The 2941-nt window shown below is 68.8% G+C and carries 3 protein-coding genes; all 3 read left to right on the top strand.

Going from position 1 to position 2941, the window contains the following annotated elements; genetic code table 11:
• The first annotated feature begins 43 nt into the window (after window positions 1-43).
• Entirely contained in the window at window positions 44-457 is a 414-nt protein-coding gene (locus G6027_RS00540) for a DUF6802 family protein (protein ID WP_182634437.1), read from the top strand.
• 113 nt (window positions 458-570) lie between these two features.
• Complete coding sequence (locus G6027_RS00535) at window positions 571-2397, top strand: phosphoenolpyruvate carboxykinase (GTP) (RefSeq protein ID WP_182634435.1); 1827 nt, start codon at window positions 571-573, stop codon at window positions 2395-2397.
• 171 nt (window positions 2398-2568) lie between these two features.
• Window positions 2569-2941 (top strand): hypothetical protein (locus tag G6027_RS00530; protein ID WP_206682452.1); only part of this gene is annotated, 373 nt, incomplete at its 3' end.

Raw genomic sequence — 2941 nt, 5'->3', positions numbered from 1 at the left:
GCACTCCCCCGCCCGCCCTCGCCACCCCAGGGAGCCCCTCCCCATGACCGACCCCTACCCCGGTTCCGAACCGACCGGCTTCAGCGCCAGACCCGACGTGTGCGGTCTCGACGGTGCCCCACTCGCGGAGGCCTCGTCTCTCGGCCTGCACGTCCCGGTCGGTGACGGCGTCCTGGATCTCGGGTCACCCGAGGCGGACCTCGACGGCGACGGTTTCATGGAGGCCGTCACCCGGGGGGACGGCCGGGGGCTCACCGTCTACACGGACGTCGACGGCGACGGGACGGTCGACCACGTCTCGACGGTCCGTTTCGACGGCAGCTACGACTCCTGGCGACTGGCCAACCCCGCGGAGGGGGTCCCGTTCGGCGGCTTCACCAATGAGGCCCGGGCCGGGTCCCCCGAATCGTCACCGCCCCCAGCCCGATGGGAACGCATCGACCACGGTCACATCTGAAAAGTTGAGGCATTGCTCACGTCGGGGCCACGATCGGGGCCCGGAAAGCGGCGGGACCATCGGGTTGACGATAGTCTGTGATCGATACCATGCACCGTGTACGAGGAGCTGTGATGACCACCACCACCATTCCCGGCCTCGAGGGTCAGGCGCCAACCGATCACGCGGAGATGCTCGCGTGGATCGCCGAGGTCGCCGAACTGACCCAGCCGGACCGGGTCGTCTTTGCCGACGGCTCCGACGAGGAGTGGGAGCGCCTCACGACTGAACTGGTGGAGCACGGCACCTTCGTCAGACTCGACGAGTCGAAGAAGCCCAATTCGTTCCTCGCCCAGTCCGACCCCAAGGACGTCGCCCGCGTCGAGTCGCGGACGTTCATCTGCTCGGAGACCGCAGAGGGTGCCGGCCCCACGAACAACTGGCGGGACCCGGCCGAGATGCGCGGCCACATGACCGACCTGTTCAGCGGCAGCATGCGTGGCCGCACGATGTACGTCGTGCCCTACTGCATGGGCCCCCTCGAGGCCGAGGACCCCAAGCTCGGCATCGAACTCTCCGACTCCGCCTACGTCGTGGTGTCCATGAAGATCATGACCCGTATGGGCACCGCCGCACTCGAGAAGATCGGCTCGGACGGCGCATACGTCAAGGGCCTGCACACCGTGGGCGCCCCGCTCGAGCCCGGCCAGGACGACGTCCCCTGGCCGTGCAACGAGGAGAAGTACATCACCCACTTCCCGGAGACCCGGGAGATCTGGTCCTTCGGATCCGGGTACGGCGGCAACGCACTGCTGGGCAAGAAGTGCTTCGCGCTGCGGATCGCCTCCGCCATGGCCCGCGACGAGGGCTGGATGGCCGAGCACATGCTCATCCTCAAGCTCATCTCCCCGGAGGACAAGGTCTACTTCATCGCCGCGGCCTTCCCGTCCGCGTGCGGCAAGACCAACCTCGCGATGCTGCAGCCGACCATCGAGGGCTGGCGCGCCGAGGTCGTGGGAGACGACATCGCCTGGATGCGATTCGGCGAGGACGGCCGTCTCTACGCCGTCAACCCGGAGTACGGCTTCTTCGGTGTCGCGCCGGGCACCAACTACTCCTCCAACCCCAACGCCATGAAGACGCTGGAAGCGGGCAACTCCATCTACACCAACGTCGCCCTCACGGACGACGGTGACGTGTGGTGGGAGGACCTGGAGGGGACCCCGGACCACCTGATCGACTGGCTGGGCAACGACTGGACGCCCGTCGGCGACGGCGGCGCCGGCAATGCGGCCCACCCCAACTCCCGCTACTGCGTGCCGATCGACCAGTGCCCGGTCACGGCCGCGGAGTTCAACTCACCCGAGGGCGTGCCGATCTCGGCCATCCTGTTCGGTGGGCGCCGGGCGGACACCGTACCGCTGGTGAGCGAGGCCCACTCGTGGAACCACGGCGTCTACATCGGGGCCACCCTCTCCTCCGGTCAGACCGCGGCCGCGGAGGGCCAGGTCGGTGCGGTTCGCCGCGACCCGATGGCGATGCTGCCCTTCATCGGTTACAACGTCGGTGACTACTTCCAGCACTGGGTGGACATGGGCACCCGCGGCGGCGACAAGATGCCCAAGGTCTTCCTGGTCAACTGGTTCCGTAAGGGCGCGGATGGTCGCTTCCTCTGGCCCGGGTTCGGCGAGAACAGCCGGGTCCTCAAGTGGGTCGTGGACCGTATCGAGGGTCGGGTCGAGGCGGACGAGACCGTCGCCGGGTTCACCGCCCGCGCCTCGGACATCGACCTCACCGGCCTCGACACCCCGATCAAGGACGTCGAGGAGGCACTGGCCATCGATCCCGAGGAGTGGCGTCGCGAGCTCCCGCTCATCACCGAATGGCTGGAGTTCTGCGGACCCAAGGTCCCGACCGAGGTGCACGAGCAGTTCGCCGCCCTCAAGGAGCGCCTGGGCTGAGACCGGCGCGACGAGATCGGTAGTCCCCGAGAGTGATCCACGAACGGGCCGCACCCATGCCGGGTGCGGCCCGTTTGCGGTCCGTGTGACGGCGCCCTCTTTCCAAGATCTCCATTCGGTGAGACAGTGGCTGCGTCATCAATACACTGAGCCCATGTGTGGAGGAGTGGCATGAGGGTCGCCGCTGCCGGACTCATCGCCCTGCCCGTCATCGTGGGAGGGCTGGGGATCGCGGCGGCGGTCGTCGTCCTCGGCCCCCCGGAGGCCACCGCACCCACCGGTGACGAGGTGACCGAGGAGGTTGCCGCTCCCCGACCACAGGAACCGTCCGACCGCGACGGCACCGCCATCGAGGGGTCGAGACCCCACCTGACGGTGCGCTCCGGGATGCCCTCGGCCATGATCGCCGGGACGATCCCCGGATTCCTCGCCCTGCTACCAGCCTCGTCGAGCCCCCTGCCCGCCCTGGCGCCGTTCTCGGACCCGACCGCGGGGCCCGGCGGTCGGGACTCCGGCCGAGGGACGGTCCCGGCCACCGGCCCCG

The organism is Dietzia sp. SLG310A2-38A2, from assembly GCF_014145095.1.
Classification (GTDB): domain Bacteria; phylum Actinomycetota; class Actinomycetes; order Mycobacteriales; family Mycobacteriaceae; genus Dietzia.
This window is presented reverse-complemented; position numbering and strand designations above follow the sequence as displayed.